Raw genomic sequence first — 21,811 nt, forward strand, 5'->3', positions numbered from 1 at the left:
CGTTTTGAAAACAATTCTTTAATTTTGTATACTATAACATAAATTAACAAATATGTTGGAGCACGGAGGTACTCAATTGGTACGTACGATCATTCAAATAGAAAAAGCAATATATTCTGAACAAATTACCAAATGGAACCTGAAGAGTCAAAATGGTGATATCACAGTACATATAGTTTTAAATGATAAAACGAAAATGGTAGAAAAGTTAGATAATTGCCGAATAAATCCAGTTGAACAACTTGAGCTAGATGAAGATGAGGTATTTGAATTAAAAGGTGAAATTAATCAAAACATTGGCACTTCTGTAATATATGGGGACAAATATGTTGTTGTTTCTTTTAAAGGTGGTAAGCAAAGATATATTTATAAAAAAGATGCGGTTAAGAAGGTAAAGCTGGGTAACACTCAATATGAACAATTGTTAAATTATTTTTCATACGTAGCGAGGGTTAAAGATAAATCAGACAACGGTATACCTGCTATTTTACAGGGGCAAATTTATAATCTCCCGTTAAGAACAGAAAGTGCACTTCATGCTTATTTCGCAAAAACGAATCAATCCTTAGATAATAAAAAGAAGCTGATATATCCATTCGGTTTGAATCTTAGTCAAATTCAAGCGGTTGAATCTGCCTTTTCTTCTCAGATTAGCGTAATTGAAGGACCGCCTGGAACAGGAAAGACCCAAACGATCCTGAATATAATTGCAAATATAGTTATACAAGGAAAGAATGCCGCAATCGTATCAAGTAATAATGCTGCCGTCGCAAATGTCAGTGAGAAATTAGAAAAAGCAGGTCTAGATTTTTTTCTTGCGTCACTTGGAAGTCAGGAGAATCAAAAGAATTTCTTTGAACATTTGCCAAAGGTTCCTCAAGACATAATGAAGTGGGGCATTGATAAGAATGTTGAAGTGGAGATGGAACAAAATTTGTGGAATCACATTGATTCAATGAAAGAACTATTGGGCTTACAAAACAAACAAGCAATCATAAAACAGCAAATAAAAGATCTTGAAACAGAACAGAAATATTATACAAAGCATTTTGAATCACTAGAAGCTGTTCAGCCAAAACTTCTTCCTTTTTACAAATTCACAAAAAGTAAAATCCTGAATTATTTGGTTGATGAAGCATTAAATCGTAATGATAGAATGACATTATTAAAAAAAACAAAATATCTTTTTTATTATGGTTTATATAGCACTAGACAAATAAAGGATCAATCTAATAAAGAGAAAATCATTACACAACTTCAATATCACTTTTATCGACTGAAACTCAATGAATTAAAAAGTGAGTTAAAAAGAATAGAAGACATTCTGGAAATGAAAAATTTTAACGAATTGACTGATAGAGTTCGATTATTTTCAAAACAACTTTTTAAGAGCTATTTGAATAAAAAGAGTCAAGGCTTTCGGAAAACCTCATTCACTCAAGAAAATTTCAAAAAATCTAAGTGTTTTTCTGGGTTTATAGAAGAATTTCCAATTGTATTGAGTACTGCTTTTTCATTACTGAAGTCTATTCCGACAGGCTTTTTGTTTGATTACTTAATTATAGATGAAGCCTCACAGTTAGAATTAATGCCAGGAATTCTTGCTCTTGGTTGTGCTAAAAATGTGGTGATAGTGGGAGATAGAAAACAACTTCCTCACATTCCCGATAAATCAGTGGAGTGTGTTCACTATAATGTAGAACCATGCTTTAATTATGTTAAAAACAGTATGCTTGATTCTATTATAAAAGTATATAAAGGTAGAATACCCATTACTCTTTTAAAAGAACATTATCGTTGTGATCCGATGATCATTAAATTTTGTAATGAACAATATTATGGTGGGAATCTTATTCCTCTTACAAAACAAGATAGTGATAGTGAACCTTCTATCATACTCATTAATACAGTCAAAGGAAGTCATATGCGGTTTCAAGGTGGAAAACATAATATCCGTGAGCTAGATTCACTTGATGAGGAATCAATTAAAAATCTAGTGTTTCCTAAATCCTATGAAACAGGCTTTATTGCTCCTTACAGAGCACAGATTAACCATGCGGAACAGTGTTTACCTATAGAAATTATTAAAGATACTGTACATAAATTCCAGGGAAGAGAATGTGATGGTATTATTTTCTCGACTGTACTTGACAAAAAAGGAAGTCAGAAGGATGTTCAGTTCGTTGATAGTGCAAATTTAATTAATGTTGCCATATCACGGGCTAAAAAGCGTTTTGTTTTAGTATCTGATATTGATATATTTAAAAAGAGTAACAAAGAAATTTCCGAACTGGTTAGATACATGGAATATTATACGGAAGCAAGTTTATATCATGAAAGCCAAGTTATTTCTGTATTTGACTTACTGTATAAGGAATTTTCTGAGGTTCTTAATGAAAGAGAAAATAAGCTTCGTGACAGTGATTCAAGACATAAGTCAGAAAGACTTATAGCGAGCTTACTTAGAGATATTTTTGAAGAAGAAAATTATAAAAGAGTCAGCTTTAAAAGAGAGTATCGTTTAAAAGATTTGTTAAATAATACGAATCTTTTAAATGAAGAGGAAAAACAATTTATCAAAACAGTAGCAAGAGTTGACTTCCTTCTGCATTACAAAATGGGTAATGAGCCGCTAGGGGTAATTGAGGTAGATGGTGTTGCATACCACCATTCTAAAGCTCAAAAGAGGCGAGATAGAATCAAAAATTCAATTTTAGAAAAAGCAGGAATACCTCTTCTTCGATTGAAAACCAATGAAAGCAGAGAGTCTGAGCGCATTAAAAAATTTTTAAATGAAATTTTACAAGGTAAAGACTTATAAAAGGAAAATGCAAATCAATCTGATAGTAACTAAACTGTTCTATATTGTTCTTACGTAATAAAGGTGATGAACAGTATGGATGGAAAACGGATTAACAGCCTAATACAGGTTCCTTAGAATACCATACAGCATAATGCGTGATACCTAGCAAGTAAGAGATTACCTGTGTTATCGCTCTACCTTAGAAGAACTGAAAGGAAGTTTAACCATGAAAAAAACAATAAAAGTAGCCGCAGCAGTCATTCAAAACGAAAACAATGAGATTTTATGTGCACTTCGTTCTCCATTAATGTCTCTTCCAAACCTATGGGAATTTCCAGGTGGGAAGTTGGAAGAAGGGGAGAATGCCCAGGAAGCACTTGTGCGGGAAATTGAAGAGGAGCTTGACTGTAAAATTGAAGCGGGCGATGTGATCGCCGATATTCATCATGAATATGAGAAGGTCATTGTGAATCTGATTTCGATAAAGGCGCGGATTGTATCAGGTGAACCGGTAGCGAAAGAGCATGCGGAATTCAGATGGGTGCCGGTAAGTGAATTAGAGTCACTAGAGTGGGCACCCGCTGATCTTCCGACAGTATCTGCTTTAATGAATTAAATCCACATACAAGTTTTCTGGGACAGGCTGATGGAGCTTCCATTTGATATTCATTGGCTTGTCTCCTTTGCTTGTCACGTAATCCGCTTCCCCTAAATAAATAAACGGTAGAGTGATATTGTGCATTTCAGTGAATTTCCTCACAAATAAGTGAATATGGTATCCTTTTTCCTTATGGTGAATAAAGTTTTGACCAACACTTGAATCATGTGAGGTTTGATTTTGACTTTGCCAATGAAAGTGGCTAGGATCAATGAAATAGTCTTTATATAGCAGATGATCTTCTACTTTCTCAGACTTATTTAAATTGATAAAGATTAAGTAATGATTTTTAACTCTTCGGACGCCTTCTCGCCAAGTCCCTTCCTGATCTGTTGACTGGAATAAATAAATGAGTTCATTTCTTGTATAGGTTTGATACAAAGTAAGCTTAATCTCTCTTGAAGCAAGGGCTTCTATATTGTTCATGCGTCTAAATTCAATCAGGCCATAGTGGACGCGCTCCTTAATATAGGGTCCGAATAATGGATCGTTTAATACCTCGCTCACTTTTGTATCTAACTTGAATGTATCACCTTGTAATGTACCAAAGCGCCAATTTTGTTTTTGATCTGGCTTCGTTAAACGTTCCATCGCTCGCTGAATGAAATCATCATGTGTATCTGTTGTGATATGAATATGAAACTGGTTTTCTAACGCTTCTTTTACATCTTCTATTGTGATGATATTCGTGTGAAAACCACACTGCAAAATTAACCATTCATAAGGCCACTTAATGGGTAATTGCTGCTCTAATCTTGCTACTATCCCTACAACCAACGGGTTGTTGAGTATTTTTTCATCTGTAGTATTCAAATCATCCATTTTCTTTTTCGTTTGTACCCAGGATTTATATTTTTTGATAAAAAAGGTAAGTCCGGGTGCTTGTTCAGAGTATAGAAAATCAAGCAATTCTGGAGAGCGCCCAAGCTCTTGCTTAAATTGTTTATACAACGTTTTCAGCATCGCATCAGAATTAAGCTTAATACTATCTATCTTATTTAAAATTTCTTTTTTCGTTACAGCTGAAAGATCAACATAAGACCCTCCAGGTAAATCCGCAAACTCATGCGTCACAGCCACTCGGAGTGAATCTTTATCAAACGATTTTTGACTTGTTTGTCCAGAAAGTGCGAGTGGAATAACAAATGATTTTTGGTAGTTTCCGATAAAATCCAATATAGTGACAAACTCTTTGTCATCCGTTTTTCGGAGACCCCGCCCTAATTGTTGAATGAAAATCGTTGGCGATTCTGTTGGTCTAAGGAATAATAGTAGATTTAGCTTTGGAATATCTATCCCTTCGTTAAAAATATCTACTGTAAAAATGAGTTCTAAACTATGATGTGGGTCTTCCAACTGACGAATGACCTCTTGTCTTTTCGAAGGAGAATCATTGCCTGTCAAGTAAGTTGTATAAAATCCCAATTTATTAAATTCGTCACTCATGTATACAGCATGTTCAACGTTTGTACAGAAACCTAAGCCGACCATTTTCTCACCGTGAAATCCATATATGTTGATCATTTTGATAATATATTCTACTCGTTCATGAGTTTTTAAATGGTTCACTAGTGACTTCTCTTCATATAACCCATTTTTCACTTTTACTTTTTCGTAATCTACAGTATGGTCTGCAATTCCGAAATAGTGAAATGGCGCGAGTAATTCTGCTTTTAGAGCATCGCGAAGTCTGATTTCATAAACAACGTTGTGATCGCAAATTTGCAGGACATCTTTTCCGTCTAGGCGCTCTGGTGTTGCAGTTAAACCTAATAAAAATTTTGGTGTAAAGTAGTTTAATACAGCTTGATAGGTAGATGCTTCTGCATGATGGAATTCATCAATCACAATGTAGTCGAATTCATCTGGTGAGAAGGATTCCAACGTTTCTTTTTTATGTAACGTTTGCACTGTACTAAATAAAAAACGCTTATCTCTTTCTTTTTTTGTTCCCGTCAATAATCCGAAATTTTCTCGATCATTTGTGACCTTTTGAAATGTTTCAATTGCCTTTGTAAGAAGTTCTTCTCTGTGCGCAATAAAAAGATATTTGTCTGGATTATATTCTTTAAAATCAAATGCGGCTAAATACGTTTTTCCAGTCCCTGTTGCTGCAATAATAACTGCTTTTGTTTCTCCTTGTCTTCTCGTTTTGTCAAGGTTGGTTAACGCTTCTTTCTGCATTGCATTAGGTGATATTTTCGTCTGATATAGCGAATTCTGGGCAACAAATGAAGCACTTACCTTTTGACTTCCTGCTTGAAATTCTTCATATGCTCGTAAAAACTGATCATCAACAGGCTGTGTTTTTTCTTTCCAAACTGTGTCAAATACATCCTTTGTTTGCTGATAAACAGGAAGGTAATTGGTTTCTGGAATTCTTACATTCAACTCATACCCAGTCGTAAGAGCTGCCTGAGATAGATTTGAAGACCCTACGATCACACTATGCTGTCCAGACAAGCGTTCAAATAAGTATGCCTTCGTATGGAAGGATTGTTTATATTCATTCACAATTCTTAACTCAACATTCTGAAATCGCAGAAGATGCCTTAGCGCCTTTGGTTCTGTAATTCCCATATATGTTGACGTAATAATACGTACCGGGACATGTCTCTTAGCAAGCTCCTGAAGGGGAGGAATAAGAAGCTGAACACCAGACCACCTTGTAAAACTAACCATAAAGTCTACACGATCAGCCGTTAACATCTCATTTTTTAATGTTTTGAAAAAGTTATCATGCGTTTGATGATTTCCTAGCAGTTTGAGACGAGTTAGAGAAAAATCATCTGAAACAGGAATATCCATTTCATTTAAGCTGTAAAGTACTGTTGAAAGCGGTAATGAAAAGTTTGACTGATGTCCGAGTTGTGCAGTTACCTTTTCGCTTAACTGAATCGCTTCTTCATATTTGTCCTGATCAACAAGTGATTGAAACGTCTCACTTAATTGTTTTGCTGTATGTAATGTCAAAACCTCAGTATATTCTTTTGGAGTGACAGGCTGAATGTGATGGTGTAATGGATAAGTTTTTTGCTGTTGTTGAATTTCCTCATGGAAGCCTTTATGATTTCTCATCATTTTCTCCTTTTTTATATCGATACTTCCATTTTATCACTACTTTTACCAATAGGTAATACTAAAATAGAAGAGAATAAAGTCCTGTTTCTTATGTCTTGTTTTACTCTTGAAATGGTACTTACATATATAAATAGTGACTTTTGGTCTATTCATCCAAATAAACCCATCATGTAACATGAGAATAGTCTATAATACCTGAATTTTACACAGAGGTGATGCCCATGCACGCAGAAATGAGCGCGTTATATTCGGCAAGAGCTGACTTTGCTATAAAACAAGAGCAGATTCATGAGCTGAAACGGGCCAAACATGAGATAACAGATTTAAAACATGAGTTTTCAGACATCATCCATATGATCAGCCAGCCTCATTTATCCCCGCATACGTGGAAGGGGAGGCATGGAAAGACTTTTGAAGAGGTCCGCGATGATATGGCACGCGCCTGCGCTGATATCAAAAAGGACCAGGTGAACGGAGTGATTGAACGCATTAATGAAAAGATTTCTATTTTAGAGGATGACGTGCATACACTTCAGCACAGAATACGATCAATTGAGAATGAGATCAGAAAACAAAAAGAGAAGAAATGAGGTGCGGTATGGGACAGGAGATCAAGATGGACTTCCATACGGTGAAGCAGGGGCTTTCTCAGCTGAAGCATGCCTCTGGATTGAAATCAGCTGTGCCCGGTCATTTTTCAGGCCGGAATCATTTAAGTGCGGTCCGCACGATTGAAGAACTGAACCGTGGGCTGAAAGAGCTGACTGAAGCTTACGCCGCTGTACTGGCAAAACAAATCGCCCAGACGGAAAGTGCAGTTCATGCTATGAAGGAAACGGATGAAGCAATATCCTCTTCCATGAAATAATGGGGGTGTTTGGTTGAAGACATTAGATGTCCGCGCTCTCAGAGAGGGCATTCAGCATACAATCGAATCATTGGACAAGCAGAAAGGTCAGCTTGCTAAACTTTCACAGAGTGTAAAGCAATTGGCAGCGATGAAGGATGCGCTGCGGGGGAAAGGCGGCGACGCTATTCGAGCGTTTTATGAAGAGTGCCATATGCCGTTTTTGCAGTTTTATGAAATGGTCATTGACGAATATAAAAGCGTGCTTCAGAAAACAAACAGCCGGCTGTCTGCTTTGGAACCCGATGCTAACGGCATGATTGTGCAGGGATTTCTGGAGCATGAGGCAAAGCAGGGCTTGCGGCAAGCAAAACAAGCGGCTGAACAGCTCGTTAACGACATAAACCGTCAGGCAGCAAGCATCAGTCACATTATGAGTCTGCCAACCGTGCATGACGGGATATTTCGTGAAGAAACACACCGGGCCGAGAAGAAAATTGATGATACATTAGAACAGCTTTACGAATTTGACAGCACTCAGAACCAAGCGCTTAAAGAAACAAAGGCTGATATCCAGACGATGAAACGGTATATGGAACAGCTCCAAAGCATGTACACAGGACCGAAGATCGGCATTACAACGTACAATAGCGGTTCCATATTGAAATCGATTGACGAAGAAAAACTGAACGATACATTCAGCATGCTGAAAACGCAGCTCGCTTCTTCGGAACAGTCTCCTATGACAGTGATGCTCGAAAAGCTGAACAAACATCATCACGAGACATCCGAAACACTGAATAAAAACATGCAAAACGATGAGGTAGAACAAGCTATTTCTTCCGGCGGAAGCACCCTGACCGTCCTCCAAAAAGAAGCCGCCGCTCATCCGAGGATTGATGGAGACATCCGCGTCATTCATGATAAACTGTATAACCATAAAGGCTTAAAAGCCATTGATACCATTGAAGTCATTGACGAAACCTCAAGTGACACCGCCAGTATTGACTATATCGGCGGCAAATACCATGTCTATGAAAACGGCCAGATCGTAAGAGAATTCCGCACAGGCGGCAAAAAGAAACTAGAAATCGTCTCAAGAATTCCGCAGAACAAGATCGGCGGAGCGAAGGAGCTTGACACCTATTTTGCAGGAACACCTTATGAGGTATTGGAGTGGATTTATCCGGCCGGACTTGTGAGGAATTTGGCAAAGCATACGGTGAAAAGGTTGGTTGAGAAGGGTGTTTCAGGGGAAACTAAAGATATTTCTAAAAAAACGGTTAAAAAGATTAAAAGTGAATATAGCACAAGAATAGACGATTCAGTAGTTGAAATAGAAAAAGCCTTTTTACCAAATAGTATCAGCAGTACTTTTAAACATTCACATTATAGAACGGTAAGTGCTAAAGAAGAGATTACTTTTTATAGAGCTTTTGGAGGTCAAGCAGACGCTGGCGGTACATTTGTTACAACTATACCTGCAGCAAATAGAATTCAAAGCAAGATCGATCTTGCACTGCTGCCTGAGTGGAAAAATACCAGAAAATATGAAGCTGTGATACAGGTTCCAAAAGGAACAGTTTTAAATATCGGCAGAGCTGAAAAGCAAATCACCAAAACCGGCAGTTTGTTAAAAGGGAATGAGGATCAAGTGTTATTACCACTTGATTATCCTTTAGAATGGATAAAAGATATAAGAGCAATAAAATCGAAATAAGGGGGATTATTTATGGAGCTTGAAAGATCTAAGTTATTAAAAAATCAAGTTCAAATTGTTATAGATTTAATTCAAGATAGAAAAAGAAATAATGAACATTCTTTTTATGATACACTTTTAAATCGTTTATATAAAATTTATGATTTATTAAAAGAAGAAAGATTAAGAAATGAAAATATAAACGGAGCTATGCGAGCTTATCTGGATACAAACCTAGTCAAAAGTTATAGCGATCCTTTGGTAATTGAGCTTGATAAATTAGAAATGCTTTTGAAATGAATATTAATCGTTATCTTTTAAAGAAACTCAAAAGGAGAGCCTTTTGAGTTTTTTACCTAAACTATATAAATACAATCTACAAAATGAAAGCGTTGACATCCTAAAACCCTAGTGCTAAAGTATACCTACAAACCAATATCAATCAACCAGAGGATTGTTACTGCAAACGCAGGCAAAACCTAAATTGCGTCAGACAGGGGAGGATTCCCGTGATCTGCGCAGTTTAGGTTTTTTTTATACCCTTTTTTGGAGGTGATGCGTATTTTTATAAAAAAAACCGGAGAAAGGCGGCCACCTTTCGTCCGGCAGTTCCCCCACTTTTAAGGAGGCATACTCATGGACTATCATAAAATATCAAAAGAGATATTACAACTTGTGGGCGGCGAGGAGAATGTTCAAAGCGTCATCCACTGTATGACACGGCTTCGTTTTAATTTGTATGACAATGCGAAAGCTGACCGGGGCGGTTTGGAGCAGACGGAAGGTGTCATGGGGACAAACATCAGCGGCGAGCAGTTTCAAATTATTATCGGAAATAACGTGCCGAAGGTGTATCAAGCGCTTTTGGAAAACAGCAGGCTCAGTGATGAAAGCGAAAACGGAGCTTCAAAGCAGAAGAAAAATGTGCTGAGTGCTATTTTTGATGTGATTTCCGGCGTGTTTACGCCGATTCTGCCGGCCATTGCCGGGGCGGGGATGATTAAAGGGCTTGTCGCGTTAGCGGTGACGTTCGGCTGGATGTCGGAAAAGAGCCAGACGCACAGTATTCTCACGGCCATCGGGGACGGGGCTTTCTACTTCCTGCCTTTGCTGCTTGCGGTGAGTGCGGCTAGAAAATTCGGCAGTAATCCGTACGTGGCGGCTGCGGCGGCAGGGGCGATCCTGCACCCGGATTTGACGGCATTGCTCGGTTCAGGGAAAAGCATCTCCTTTATTGGGCTTCCTGTAACCGCTGCCACTTATTCATCCACGGTCATTCCGATTTTATTGGCGATTTGGATGATGTCTTATGTGGAGAAATGGATTGATCGGATCACTCCGGCTTCCCTTAAGCTGATTTTGGTTCCGATGCTTACGCTGGTGATTGTCGTGCCTGCGACGTTAATTACGGTCGGTCCTTTAGGGGCGATTCTAGGGGATTATCTTTCTGTCGGCGTGAATTATTTATTCGATCACGCAGGCATTGTTGCGATGATTCTGCTTGCCGGTACATTCTCACTGATCATTATGACGGGCATGCATTATGCATTGGTGCCGATCATGATCAATAACATTGCGCAGAACGGCCATGATTATATACTCCCTGCGATGTTCTTGGCAAATATGGGGCAGGCCGGCGCATCATTTGCGGTTTTCTTAACATCAAAAAATAAAACATTTAAATCATTGGCATTTACGACAAGCATTACGGCGTTAATGGGCATCACCGAACCGGCGATGTACGGAGTCAATATGAGATTGAAAAAACCGTTTGCGGCTGCCTTAATCGGCGGGGCGGCCGGAGGAGCCTTCTACGGTTTAACGGGCGTCGCCTCCTACATTGTCGGCGGAAACGCCGGTCTTCCGAGTATTCCGGTTTTTATCGGACCGACGTTTCTTTACGCGCTGATCGGGCTTTTCATCTCGTTTGCGGCCGGTGTGATTGCGGCATTGATCATCGGATTTGAAGATGTTCAGTCGGAAGAAAATCAACGCGCCAAAGCGTCTGGCGAACCGGAAATGGCGGTTGGCGGCGAAATTATTCACAGCCCGATTAAAGGAGAAGTCAAAGCGTTGAGCGAAGTGAACGACAGTGTGTTTTCCGGTGAAATTATGGGGAAAGGGTTTGCGATCCTTCCTGAAGAAGGTTCGGCCGTTTCTCCGGTGCAGGGGCAGGTCACGACCGTATTTAAAACAAAGCACGCCATCGGCATTACGAGCGACCGGGGAGCGGAAGTGCTGATTCACATCGGGCTTGATACAGTCCAGCTGGACGGCCGGTTTTTTGACGTACATGTAAAAGAGGGCGATAAGGTCGCACCCGGAGATGTGCTGATCACTTTTGATATCGAACAAATCAAAGCGGCCGGTTACGATGTGATGACGCCGGTCATCATTACCAACACGGATCAATATTCATTTACAGCTGTAAAGGAAAGCGGAATGGTCAAGCCGAACGAAGCGCTTTTAGCGTTATCCTAAAGAAGAGGTGAAAAAACATGAAGAGATTTCCAGAAGGGTTTTTATGGGGCGGCGCAGTTGCCGCCAATCAGGTTGAAGGAGCGTATAAAGAAGGCGGCAAAGGGCTTTCTACGGCGGATGTCTCCCCGGACGGCATCATGTCTCCGTTTCATGAATCAGACGATGCGCTGAATTTATATCATGACGGTATTGATTTTTATCATCGCTATAAAGAGGATATCGCTTTATTTGCTGAAATGGGCTTTAAAGCCTTCCGCACCTCCATTGCGTGGACACGGATTTTTCCGAACGGTGATGAGGAAGAGCCGAATGAGGAAGGCCTGAAATTTTACGATCGACTCTTTGATGAATTGAAAAAATACAATATTGAACCTGTCGTTACGATTTCTCACTACGAAATGCCGCTAGGCCTCGTGAAAAACTACGGCGGCTGGAGAAACCGCAAAATCGTGGATTTCTATGAGCGCTACGCCCGCACCGTTTTCAGCCGTTATCAAGACAAAGTGAAATATTGGATGACATTTAATGAAATCAATGTCGTTCTCCACGCTCCGTTCACAGGCGGCGGTCTTGTGTTCCGAGAAGGAGAAAAGAAACAAAACACGATGTACCAAGCGGTGCACCATCAATTCGTGGCAAGCGCGCTGGCGGTAAAAGCGGGGCATGACATCATCCCTGATGCAAAGATCGGCTGCATGATCGCCGCGACGACGACATATCCGATGACGCCGAAGCCTGAGGATGTATTGGCTGCCCTGCAAAAAGAGCGCAGCACGCTTTTCTTCTCTGATGTTCAAGCGAGAGGAAGCTATCCGGGCTATATGAAGCGGTTCTTTAAAGAAAACGGAATCACGATCGAGATGAAGGACGGAGACGAGGCGCTGCTGAAAGAACATACGGTTGATTACATCGGCTTCAGCTACTACATGTCAATGACCGCAAGCACCGACCCAGAGCATCTGGCACAATCTGAGGGGAATCTTCTCGGCGGCGTGAAAAATCCGCATCTGACATCATCTGAATGGGGCTGGCAGATTGATCCGAAAGGCTTGCGCATCACCCTGAACACGCTGTATGACCGTTATCAGAAACCGCTGTTCATCGTAGAAAACGGCCTCGGCGCAGTGGATCAGCCGGAGAAAGACGGAAGCATTCAGGATGATTACCGGATCAATTACCTGCGTGATCATTTAATAGAAGTAAGAGAAGCAATTGCCGACGGCGTCGACTTAATCGGTTACACGTCATGGGGGCCGATTGACCTCGTCAGCGCCTCAACCGCAGAAATGAAAAAACGCTACGGGTACATCTATGTCGATCGGGACAATGACGGAAAAGGCACTTTTGAACGAAAGAAAAAGAAAAGCTTCCACTGGTACAAAGACGTCATTTCTACAAATGGAGAAAGTCTGTAAACAGAAACAGGCCGCCTGGTAAACGGGCGGCGTTTCAATGTTCTGCGATAGCCCAACAAAATTGACATTCAGCAAAAAGAGGAGGACAATAAAAGCAGAAAGGCGGGATTCATATGTTTAAAAAAATACTTGCAGCAGTAGACGGCTCAGACATGAGCAGCAAAGCGCTGGACGCAGCTATTCATTTAGCAAAAGAACAGCAGGCTGAACTCACTATCCTCTATGCGGGGCGTGAGGCCGTTGTCTCAACCTCAGCCTTAACCGGAATTGTATATGTTCCTGAAAACTTCATTGAAGATATCAAACATGAAGTCGAGCAAAAAGGAACAGCCATTTTGGAAGATGCAAAACAGAAAGCGGCTGAGAGCGGAGTAGAGGCACAAGGCCTGTACGTCCAAGGTGAGCCTGCACATCAAATTTTAAACATAGCGAAAGAACAGCATTTCAATCTGATAGTCGTCGGAAGCCGCGGAATCAGCGGATTTAAAGAAATGATGCTCGGAAGCGTGAGCCACAAGGTCTCACAATTGTCTCCTTGTCCTGTATTGATCGTTCATTAAACAAGAGGCCCTGCCAATGCGGGGCTTTTTTTTATGAGATGTTAAAAATAGGATGAATTCTTCCTCTGATTCCAGTACAATGGACTGAAAAACAGTTAACTGTGTGATGTATGGAGGATGAATACACTATGCAGCAGAAGCCTATACAATCTAATCAAACATCAACCGCCGTGATCAAAATGGTCATCTCCATGGTGATATTCGGATCAATCGGTTTTTTCTCAGAACACACGAATGTGCCGTCGTTTGAGCTTGTCTTTGTCAGGTGTCTGTGCGCCACATTATTTTTAGGGGTTTGCTGGTTTGCGACGGGGCAGTACCGTACGGAAAAGTGGAGCCGGAGAGAGGTCTTTCAAACGCTGGCCTGCGGGTTTTTTCTCGTGTTTAATTGGGTGTTTTTATTTAAATCATTTGAAGAAACGTCTGTGACGATTGCGATTTCTGTTTACCATTTGGCTCCGGTTCTTGTCCTCCTCCTCGGAAGCGTCATATACCGGGAAAAACTGCGTGTCATGTCTGTCAGCTCGATTGTGATTTGTTTTCTGGGCACAGCGCTGATCTCCGGCATCAACGGGAATACGTCGCTGGCTCAGCTGATGGGGTCGGGAATTATTTGGGCCGTTTTGGCCGCGCTTTTTTACGCCTTTACAACATTGCTCGGGAAAGGCATCAACAGCCTCAGCCCTTATGCCGTCACCTTTTTGCAGACGGGATTGGGGATTGTCGTTTTGCTTCCGTTTATCCATTTCAGCTCGTTTTCTCATTTGTCCCATAGTAACTGGATCATGATTGTGTCTACCGGGATCATTCATACCGGGATTGTGTATTTGCTGTTTTTTGACAGTCTGCGTTTTTTGTCCACCCGATTTATTTCTATCATCGTTTTTCTCGATCCGGCTGTGGCGATTGTGCTGGACACCGTGTTTACCGGCTTCCGTCTCGATCTCTATCAATCACTGGGCATTGTCATGATTTTTGCGGGTATGGCGCTGACGCTGGTGAAGAAACAAAAGCCTGTTAAAACAGAAGGTACCACCCACATGTAAGGCGGCCATGATGGCTGCCTTTTTTGTGTTTTGCGTCTGCACCGGAGCGCAAAATAAAAATTTATGATATTCGACACGCGAGAAAAAGTATATATATTCCTCTTACCCTTAAAATAACCTTAAATACCTAGGAAAATATTGATAAAAAATTTCAATGAGATTACCATTATTAAGTCTATGTTACAAAAGAAGGAGGAGGACATATGAAAATAGGAAAAAAGAACAAGTGGAAAAGCTGGTTAGCAGGCTCGCTTGCAGCGGCTTTAATGATTTCGATCGCGCCTGCCGATGTATTTGCAGCAGAAACGCGTGAAAAAGAAGATCAAGTGAAAGCCGCCGCCATTCCGGCCGCAGACCCGGAAAAAGATCTTCCGGCGGAAAAAGAATCCGAACAGCTGCCGTTTGACAAGAAAGATATCAAAAAAGACGGTGAGATCACGTCTGAAAGAACTGAACATTCAAAGCTTTTTTATGAGGGAGACGGTGTGTATAAGCAGGAAGTCTACACAGAGCCCATTCATACAAAAGAAACCGCCAATGCGGACTGGGAAGACATCTCCCCTGAATTAAAAACCGGCTCAAAGGAAATCGAGACGGAAAATACAGTGTTGAATTCCGATTTTCTGAAACAAATGAAGAACGGATTGTACGCTACATTTGAACACGATGATCATAAGCTCGCATACTCATTAACTGGCGCAAAAGGCCCCGATCAGGCAGCGATCACTCCGACAGATGCCTCAGCAAAAGTGAAGGAAAACAGTAACGAGCTTACGTATCAGCAAGTGTTTCCTGACATTGACTTACAAACCTACACATTCAACGAAAATATCAAAGAGGATCTCGTCCTTCACAAATATGAAGGATATAACTCATTTACGTTTCAAATCAAAACCGATTTACAAGCAAAAGAACAGGAAGACGGCTCCATCGCGTTTTCTGATGACAAAGAAAAAGTTATCTATACCGTGCCGAAGCCCTTTATGACCGATTCCAATCTAGACGAGAAGTCCGGCGAGGTCAGCCGGTCAGATGACGTCAGCTTCAAACTAGAGAAAAACAACGAAGGCTACTTGCTCCACGTAACGGCCGATGAAAAATGGCTGAAAGACCCAGAGCGGGTCTATCCGGTATCCATTGACCCGTCGACATCCGTATCCGTGTCATCCGATACCTTTGTCATGAGCGCTTACCCGACGACAAACTACTCCGCCGCCTCACAGAAATGGGACGCCGGACTGAAAGCGTACGTCCTGAAAACGGGCTATTATGACGGCACAACGGGAACGAACTATGCGTTTATGAAGTTTGATAATTTAAAACCGATTAAAAACATGACGGTTACGAAAGCGACGCTTAAAGCATACACAGCCCATTCCTATTACGGATCAAAGGCGACGGGGCTTTGGCTCGACACTGTAAACAGCAATTATGACAATGCCAAGATCACGTGGAAGAACAAACCGGGCTCCAAAAATATCGGCAAAGCCGAGGTCTACAAAGGCCAATGGGCCAGCTACGATGTCACATCCGCAGTCAAGTCGTGGAACAGCGGCGGCGCCAATTACGGCTTTAAGCTCCACGCAAACGGCAACGGAAAAGAGTATTGGAAAAAGCTGATGTCCTCAGCTAACTCTGACAAAAAACCATACATCGAAGTGACATATACGATTCCGAAGGCGGACACACCGTCTGTCAAAGCGTATCATAACGGTGATTCAACCGGATTTTTCAATATCAGCTGGAAAAAAGCCGAAGGCGCCAAAAGCTATAAAGTCTGGCTTTATAACGGGAAAGAATATCAAGCCATTCCTGTCGGCAATGTGACCTCTTGGAGCACAAAAGGGAAAAACATCTGGCCCACAAAAGCGGAAATCGACTCAGGAAAATTCAAGCTGCATACAGACGGCAAAGGCGGAAGTGAATTGGCGCTTGATCCGTCACCGGTATATAAAAATTCCAGAGGCAGCTATCCGGCAAGCAAAAACTATTGGGTCGCGGTCAGCGCTGTGTTTGACCAAGGAGAAGGCGCAATGTCAGCGGCCGCAAAGCCCGTCATCCCAAATGTGGGCAGAGTTCAGAAACCAAGCACAAAAGGCTTTAATAACAATAACGCAACAGGCTACTTTGATTTTTCCTGGAAAGCCGTATCAGGCGCTGCGGGGTATAAAATTCAAGTCTACAACGGCAAAGGCTTTGAAACCCTTGACCTTGGAAATAAAACATCCTGGTCTACAAAAGACCAAAAGATCTGGCCGACAAAAGCAGAAATCACCGCCGGAAAATACGCGCTTCACCTGAAAGACAATAACGGCGCGGAATTGCCGATTAACCCGGGTCCCGTTTATAAAAACGCCGGAGGAGATGCAAGCCGGAAAACCTATGGGTTTAAAGTCATCGCCTATAACAAGGACGGGGAAGCAATCGCCTCACCTGAAGCAAGTCCGGCGCTGCCTGATATCGCAAAGCCGAAAAACCTGACAGGCTATGTCTATACAAATACAAAATCGAGCCAAACAGGCTATGTCAATCTCATTTGGGACAAAGTCAAAAACGCCAAAGGCTATAAAATCAATATCTATAACGGGAAAGACTATCAATCATTCGATGTCGGCGACACCGATCATTGGACGACCCAAAACAAAAACATCTGGCCGTCAGCCGATGAGGTGAAAGCAGGAAAGTACCAGCTTCATACGGACGGAAAAGGCGGAGAGCTGGCGCTTGATCCTTCGCCTGTTTATGCGAACGCAAACGGCAATTACAAAGGGAAGAAAAACTATTCCTTCACGCTGACCGCTTATGACGCAAACGGTGACAGCATTCCGACCGCACCTTTTAATCCGGCTTTCCACGAAGGGGCGGAATTTCTCGGAACGGAAGAATTCTGGTCTATCATTGACATTCCGGACGGGCAGCTGAACGGCGCCACGGGAAATGTCATCGTCAATGAAGAAGATATGTCGATCGACGGACGCGGGCCGGGGCTCGGTTTATCTCGGACCTATAACAGCCTTGACAGCTCTGACCATATGTTCGGCCAAGGATGGTATGCTGATGCGGAAACGTCGATTCTTTCTGAAGACGGCAGAGCCATCTATATTGATGAAGACGCAACAACACATGTGTTCACGAAGAAATCCGACGGCACCTACCAGCCGCCGACGGGCGTTTATCTTGAGTTAACCGAAACAAGCGACCAATTTGTATTAAAAACAAAGGATCAAACGAATGCGTATTTCAGCAAAAAAGGCGGCAAGCTTCAAAAGGTCGTTGACGGGCACAACAACACAACCGCATACGAGTATAACGACAACAATCAGCTGACCGCCATAACAGACGCATCAGGGCGCAAGCTGACCTTTGACTACGACGAAAACGGCCATGTCACATCTCTTACAGGGCCGAAAAACAAAAAGATCTCGTATTCATATGAAAAAGACTTTCTCAAAAAGGTGACAGATACTGACGGCAGCGTCACAAGCTATGATTATGATGACGAAGGTCGCCTCGTCAAGCAGTATTCCGCAAACAGCACAGATGATAAACCGCTGTTCACTGAATACCAATACAGCGGCCATCGCCTTGAAAAAGCGATCAATGCGAAAAAAGAAACGTACGATTACAGCTATGACGCCGACAAAAAAACGCTGCTCATGACGCAGCCGAACGGCCGCAAGGTGCAGTATGGCTATAACGAGGCAGGCAACCCGATTCAGGTGATCGATGACGCCGAAGGGTTAAAAATCACGACCAACACCGTATATGAGGGCAACAATGTCATCCAGGACACCGATCCGAACGATGCGGGTACGGGCAAAGCGACAGAAAGCTATCAATATGATAAAGACGGCAATGTCACAGCCGTAAAAGACAACTACGGCACCGAAACATATCAGTACAACAAAAACAATGACGTGACGAAAATGAAGGATACCGAGGGGAACGTCACCGATATTGCCTACGACGGACTTGATGCCGTTTCTGAGACGGATCAAAGCGGAAAATCCTCATCCGCCGCCGTTTATGACAAGTACGGAAATCTCATTCAATCAAGCAAAGAGCTGGCAGCTTCGGCGAGCTTGCTGACAGACGGCAGCTTTGAAGGGACGAAGCTTGGCTGGAACCTCACGACCACGAAGGACAGCGGAAAAATCGCGTCCGTAAACGCAAGAAGCGGCGCGCTGTCCGGACAAAAAGCACTGGAGATCTCGTCACAATCCGCTTCTGCCGGAACGGAGCACGGCCATGCGTCCGCAACGCAGGAAGTGCAGCTTGAGCCGAATACAACGTATACACTCAGCGGCCAGATCAAAACAGATCTGACGAAGGCGAGAGCGTATTTTAATATTGATCTGCGTGACAAAGACCAAAAACGCATTCAATGGATTCACAATGAATCCGGCGCATTAGCCGGAAAGAATGACTGGACGAAACGGCAGATCACCTTTACCACACCGGGCAATGCAGGAAAAGCCGTCGTCTATATGGAAGTGGATCATAACGACAAGGACGGCAAAGGAAAAGCATGGTTTGACCAGGTTCAGCTGGAAAAAGGCGAAGTCTCGTCAAGCTATAACCCGGTTCAAAACAGCAGTTTCACTGCCAAAACAGACAGCTGGAGCACGAGCGGAGCAGCCGCAGACCCGGATGAGGGCTTCGATGACGATATCTCATTAAAAGCGTCCCGCGCTAATACATCTCAAGCCAATGCGGCCGTAAAACAAACCGTCACATTAGGCCAAAGCTCAGACGATAAACCGGTATATATCACGCTGACGGGGATGTCCAAGGCAGACGGCGTCAAATTAACGAATGAAAATGATTACGCACTTCAAGCCAATGTCACCTATGCGGACGGCACGACAGGCGTATACAGCGCCAAATTCCCGCAGGGGACACAGGAATGGAACCGGGCAGCGGCAGTCATTCCGAAAACAAAGCCGATCAGCAAAATCGACATCAGCGTTCTGTTCCAAAAAAGCGCCACAGGAACGGCATGGTTTGATGATATCCGATTAATCGAAGGAAGCATCCTGACGAAAAGCACTTATGACGAAAAAGGAAACTACGTCACAAAAGAAGAAGACGAACTAGGCTACGCCAGCACAACGGCATATGATGAGACAGGCAAAAAAACGTCTGAAACCGATGCGAAAGGCGAAACAACCGCCTACGAATACGATCAGGCCGACCAGCTGACAAAACTGTCCCTGTCCAACGGCACATCCATTCTTCACAGCTATGACAAGGAAGGCCATGAGCTGACAAAAACGATACGGGCCGGCGCAGACCAGACCTATCAATATGAATATGACGTCATGGGCAAGCTCGTCAAAACAACTGACCCGCTCGGCAATGTACTGAAGAGTGAATATGACGCCAACAGCAACCTGACGAAAACCGTCTCTGCCAATGGCAATGAAGTCTCATTGACCTATGACGGCACAGATCGGGTAAAGTCAAAAGCATATAACGGCACTGAAAAGTACAACTTTACCTATGACAAAAACGGAAATGAAACGTCGGTCACAAATAAAGAACAAAATACAACGAAAAAACGCACATTTGACAACAAAAACCGCCTGACCGAATTAACCGACCGTGACGGCAGCCAAAGCTGGACGTATCCGGCTGATTCGGATAAGCTGAAAACTTTCTCGTGGAGCCACGGCGGCCAAAAAGGAACAAACAGCTTTACGTACAACAAGCTTGATCAAATGATTGAAATGAAAGACGGCACATCAGTCTATACATTTGATTATGATGAAAACGGAAATGTCCAGACATTTATCAGCGGCAACGAAGTCGGCACGAGCTTCTCATATGATGAACGGAATCTCGTCAGCTCTCTTCATATCGGAGCGAAAAACGGAGACAGCATCTTCCAAGAAGGCTATGAATATGACGCTAACGGCAACCGCACAGTCATCGACAGCTCAGCGGCCGGCAAGGTGCAATACGAATACGGCAAGCTCAACCAGCTCGTCAAAGAAACTCATGAAGACGGCACAGTCATTCAATATACGTACGACGGCTTCGGCAACCGGACAAACGTCACCACAACAAAAGACGGCGCAAGCAAATCAGTCAATGCTTCATTTAACATTATGAACCAGCTGACGAAGGTGAATGACGAAGAACTGTCCTACGATAAAAACGGCAACCGCACATCTGACGGCAAATACACGTACACGTGGGACGCGGAAGACAACCTGACCGCCGTGACGAAAAAAGGCGAAGACAAACCATTCGCAACATACAAATATGATGAAAAAGGCAACAGAATCCAAAAAACTGTCAATGGAACAGTCACGAATTATTTCTACGACGGAGACAGCCTGAATGTCTTGTATGAAACAGACGCAGACAACAACGTCACCAAATCATACACGTACGGTGACAGCGGCCAGCTGTTATCCTACACAGAGAATGGCAAGAAATATTTCTATCACTACAACGCACACGGTGATGTCATCGCGATCTCAGACAGCACTGGAAAAACCGTCGCAAAATATCAGTACGACGCATGGGGAAATCCAACAAAAACCGAAGCAAGCGACGAAGTAAAAGACAACCGCTACCGCTACGCAGGCTACCAATACGACGAAGAAACCGGCCTGTACTATCTCATGGCCCGCTACTACGAGCCGAAAAACGGCGTCTTCTTATCGCTTGACCCAGACCCGGGCAGCGACGGAGATTCATTGGATCAGAATGGATATGCATACGGAAACAACAACCCAGTCATGAACGTCGATCCTGACGGGCATTGGGTGTGGCTAGTGGTAAATGCCGGATTTGCAGCCTATGATGGGTATAAGGCCTATAAATCAGGTAAAGGATGGAGAGGTGCTGCTTGGGCAGCTGCTTCTAACTTTGGGCCTGGGAAGATATTTAAGGGTGCTAAGAGAGTTTATAGATTTGCAAAATCAGGTAAAAACTTCAATTGGAAACATATCAAAAAAGATCATGGACCTAAGTCAAAGGCACGAATGCCAAATGGACAACCAAAAAGCAAGTTTAGAAGTGCTAAAACTTTAAGAAGGACAACGAAGGCAACAGCAAGAACTAGACCGGCATACATCCAGAAAGATGGTAGAACAGTACATTTTAAGAAGTTTAAAAAGCCTATTGGAAGAAAAACGAATGGTCGGCATACTTATACTGTAAAGGTTGTTAAATCTGGAAGGTATGTTGTAACAAGTTATCCTTATTAAA

12 protein-coding genes are annotated in these 21,811 nt (G+C 42.6%); 11 read left to right on the plus strand and 1 reads right to left on the minus strand.

The window, feature by feature from the left end; all coding sequences use genetic code 11:
- Positions 1 to 76: 76 nt before the first annotated feature.
- Positions 77 to 2,821: an AAA domain-containing protein gene (locus AXI59_RS03790; RefSeq protein ID WP_061527445.1), complete on the plus strand. Its 2,745-nt coding sequence runs from the start codon at positions 77 to 79 to the stop codon at positions 2,819 to 2,821.
- Positions 2,822 to 3,029: 208 nt separating this feature from the next.
- Positions 3,030 to 3,419, plus strand: coding sequence for a (deoxy)nucleoside triphosphate pyrophosphohydrolase (locus AXI59_RS03795; RefSeq protein WP_061527446.1), 390 nt, complete (start codon positions 3,030 to 3,032; stop codon positions 3,417 to 3,419).
- Here the strand turns inward: AXI59_RS03795 and AXI59_RS03800 are convergent.
- Positions 3,408 to 6,539 (minus strand): DUF3427 domain-containing protein, encoded by a 3,132-nt coding sequence (locus AXI59_RS03800; protein WP_061527447.1) that lies wholly within the window; start codon positions 6,537 to 6,539, stop codon positions 3,408 to 3,410. The genes AXI59_RS03795 and AXI59_RS03800 overlap by 12 nt on opposite strands.
- Positions 6,540 to 6,763: 224 nt before the next feature.
- Between AXI59_RS03800 and AXI59_RS03805 the strand changes: the two genes are divergently transcribed.
- From AXI59_RS03805 to AXI59_RS03845, 9 genes are all read left to right on the plus strand, one after another.
- A complete protein-coding gene (locus AXI59_RS03805; RefSeq protein WP_061527448.1) occupies positions 6,764 to 7,132 on the plus strand; it encodes a YwqH-like family protein in 369 nt (122 codons plus the stop codon).
- Between the two features lie 8 nt (positions 7,133 to 7,140).
- A complete protein-coding gene (locus AXI59_RS03810; protein WP_061527449.1) occupies positions 7,141 to 7,410 on the plus strand; it encodes a YwqI/YxiC family protein in 270 nt (89 codons plus the stop codon).
- 13 nt (positions 7,411 to 7,423) lie between these two features.
- A complete protein-coding gene (locus tag AXI59_RS03815) occupies positions 7,424 to 9,109 on the plus strand; it encodes a ribonuclease YeeF family protein (protein WP_061527450.1) in 1,686 nt (561 codons plus the stop codon).
- Between the two features lie 12 nt (positions 9,110 to 9,121).
- A complete protein-coding gene (locus tag AXI59_RS03820) occupies positions 9,122 to 9,388 on the plus strand; it encodes a hypothetical protein (protein ID WP_061527451.1) in 267 nt (88 codons plus the stop codon).
- A 336-nt stretch (positions 9,389 to 9,724) separates the two neighbouring features.
- Positions 9,725 to 11,569 (plus strand): beta-glucoside-specific PTS transporter subunit IIABC, encoded by a 1,845-nt coding sequence (locus AXI59_RS03825; RefSeq protein WP_061527452.1) that lies wholly within the window; start codon positions 9,725 to 9,727, stop codon positions 11,567 to 11,569.
- A 17-nt stretch (positions 11,570 to 11,586) separates the two neighbouring features.
- A complete protein-coding gene (locus AXI59_RS03830; RefSeq protein ID WP_061527453.1) occupies positions 11,587 to 12,984 on the plus strand; it encodes an aryl-phospho-beta-d-glucosidase in 1,398 nt (465 codons plus the stop codon).
- Between the two features lie 113 nt (positions 12,985 to 13,097).
- Positions 13,098 to 13,544, plus strand: a complete 447-nt coding sequence (locus tag AXI59_RS03835; RefSeq protein ID WP_061523315.1) for a universal stress protein — start codon at positions 13,098 to 13,100, stop codon at positions 13,542 to 13,544.
- A 128-nt stretch (positions 13,545 to 13,672) separates the two neighbouring features.
- Positions 13,673 to 14,590 carry a DMT family transporter gene (locus AXI59_RS03840; RefSeq protein WP_061527454.1) on the plus strand — a complete coding sequence of 306 codons (918 nt, stop codon included), beginning with the start codon at positions 13,673 to 13,675 and terminating at the stop codon, positions 14,588 to 14,590.
- Between the two features lie 203 nt (positions 14,591 to 14,793).
- Entirely contained in the window at positions 14,794 to 21,810 is a 7,017-nt protein-coding gene (locus AXI59_RS03845; RefSeq protein WP_061527455.1) for a DNRLRE domain-containing protein, read from the plus strand.
- Position 21,811 lies beyond the last annotated feature (1 nt).

Origin of the sequence: Bacillus nakamurai, from assembly GCF_001584325.1 — a bacterium.
Classification (GTDB): Bacteria; Bacillota; Bacilli; order Bacillales; family Bacillaceae; genus Bacillus; species Bacillus nakamurai.

Coding starts and splice junctions, on each gene's coding strand:
- AXI59_RS03810 (WP_061527449.1), top strand. CDS start 7,141: ATGGGACAGGAGATCAAGATGGACTTCCATACGGTGAAGCAGGGGCTT.
- AXI59_RS03800 (WP_061527447.1), bottom strand. CDS start 6,539: ATGAGAAATCATAAAGGCTTCCATGAGGAAATTCAACAACAGCAAAAA.
- AXI59_RS03795 (WP_061527446.1), top strand. CDS start 3,030: ATGAAAAAAACAATAAAAGTAGCCGCAGCAGTCATTCAAAACGAAAAC.
- AXI59_RS03845 (WP_061527455.1), top strand. CDS start 14,794: ATGAAAATAGGAAAAAAGAACAAGTGGAAAAGCTGGTTAGCAGGCTCG.
- AXI59_RS03825 (WP_061527452.1), top strand. CDS start 9,725: ATGGACTATCATAAAATATCAAAAGAGATATTACAACTTGTGGGCGGC.
- AXI59_RS03805 (WP_061527448.1), top strand. CDS start 6,764: ATGCACGCAGAAATGAGCGCGTTATATTCGGCAAGAGCTGACTTTGCT.
- AXI59_RS03820 (WP_061527451.1), top strand. CDS start 9,122: ATGGAGCTTGAAAGATCTAAGTTATTAAAAAATCAAGTTCAAATTGTT.
- AXI59_RS03830 (WP_061527453.1), top strand. CDS start 11,587: ATGAAGAGATTTCCAGAAGGGTTTTTATGGGGCGGCGCAGTTGCCGCC.
- AXI59_RS03840 (WP_061527454.1), top strand. CDS start 13,673: ATGCAGCAGAAGCCTATACAATCTAATCAAACATCAACCGCCGTGATC.
- AXI59_RS03835 (WP_061523315.1), top strand. CDS start 13,098: ATGTTTAAAAAAATACTTGCAGCAGTAGACGGCTCAGACATGAGCAGC.